A 1,434-nucleotide genomic window follows, 5' to 3' on the forward strand; every position below is an offset into this window, starting at 1 on the left:
CGTCGTTCCTCCTCTCTACGAGACGCTACGCGCTAAGCGAAGCTATGCCGTAGGCTTTACGCAATGACAGTTATTCTCTAGTTGCAAAATAAAAACTGGGATGCACCCCTAACACCGTTTCTAACTGAGGTAGCGTGTGTTATGCCGTAGGCTAACGCACCGCATGTACCATCTGAGATTGTCGGTGCGTTAGGACTGTCGCTACCAGATGAATCACTTGTGTATATACCGTAGACTTACTCACAAAGTTGCCACAAGTTCTTTTAAGCGATCGCGTCCATCCCGAAAAACTGACCAACCATCTCCGACTAACACTGTTTCTAGCTGAGTTAGTTCTGCCAATCTTTGCACAGATGCAACTGCTTCCTCTCGGTTCAACAGCTTTTCATCTGGCAAGATTGTTAACGTACCAGCTTTATGCGCCCGCACCAAATCTCCAGTAATTAAAGTTGTTTCCTCTAGCAACAGTGCTAGTTCACCCGGAGTTTTAGAACCTTTAAGTTCAATCACCTTCAATCCGGGAACTACTTCTTCACCATCAGCCAGCCAGCGATCGCAATGTATAGGGAAATTATCTTTTTCTCCTACTGGCCCTGCTATTTTGGCATAAGTTTGTTTGGCGATTTCTTGAGCTGACCTGACATGATCGGAGTTAGTTAGTATAATCCAAGCTACACTACCAAGGGATTCTAGGTGATTCCAATCATGGTTCGATAAAGCTACTGGATCAATCAGGATATTGCCACCGGGACGAATCCAAGCAACCCCATTGAAATCAATATTTCTTGCTGGATTGAAATGAGACCAGCCATAGAGATCGGGACGATGCAGAGATTTCATGTTGATTTTGGCTCAATACCTGCAATTATTCAGTATCGGTAAATTCAACCTATAAATCAAGCAAGAGAACTGATTTTGCAAAGGCATCGCCTGAAATCAATTAACAAATGCGATCGCACTACTCGCTAACATTACGATCAAACTCACAAACGCTATGTCGGACGACAAGCCGCTTCGTGTCTACGTACTTTTCATAATTTCAAATTGGTATCGTGTCGAGCGTCTTCAACATCGTGTTGATCGTCTTCAACATCGTGTTGATCGCGTTCAATGTCGTTTTGATCGTCTTCAACATCGTGTTGATCGTCTTCAACATCGTGTTGAGCGTCTTCAATATCGTGTTGATCGTCTTCAATGTCGTGTTGAGCGCGTTCAATGTCGTGTTGAGCGTCTTCAATGTCGTGTTGATCGCGTTCAATGTCGTGTTGAGCGCGTTCAATGTCGTGTTGAGCGTCTTCAATGTCGTGTTGATCGCGTTCAATGTCGTTTTGAGCGCGTTCAATGTCGTGTTGAGCGTCTTCAATGTCGTGTTGATCGCGTTCAATGTCGTGTTGAGCGCGTTCAATGTCGTGTTGAGCGTCTTCAATGTCGTGT

The 1,434-nt window shown here is 44.7% G+C and carries 1 protein-coding gene and 1 pseudogene; both read right to left on the reverse strand.

The genetic code is table 11. The features are described 5' to 3' along the window. Positions 1-240: 240 nt before the first annotated feature. Positions 241-840 (reverse strand): MBL fold metallo-hydrolase, encoded by a 600-nt coding sequence (locus BV375_RS01390; RefSeq protein WP_086756479.1) that lies wholly within the window; start codon positions 838-840, stop codon positions 241-243. Positions 841-1,031: 191 nt separating this feature from the next. Then, positions 1,032-1,434, reverse strand: a pseudogene (locus BV375_RS36460) (hypothetical protein); the annotation flags it as partial.

The organism is Nostoc sp. 106C, from assembly GCF_002154725.1.
In the GTDB taxonomy this organism is placed as follows: Bacteria; Cyanobacteriota; Cyanobacteriia; order Cyanobacteriales; family Nostocaceae; genus Aulosira.

Bases quoted from the DNA above. Each gene is read 5' to 3' on its own strand.
- BV375_RS01390 (WP_086756479.1), bottom strand. From the start codon at position 840: ATGAAATCTCTGCATCGTCCCGATCTCTATGGCTGGTCTCATTTCAAT.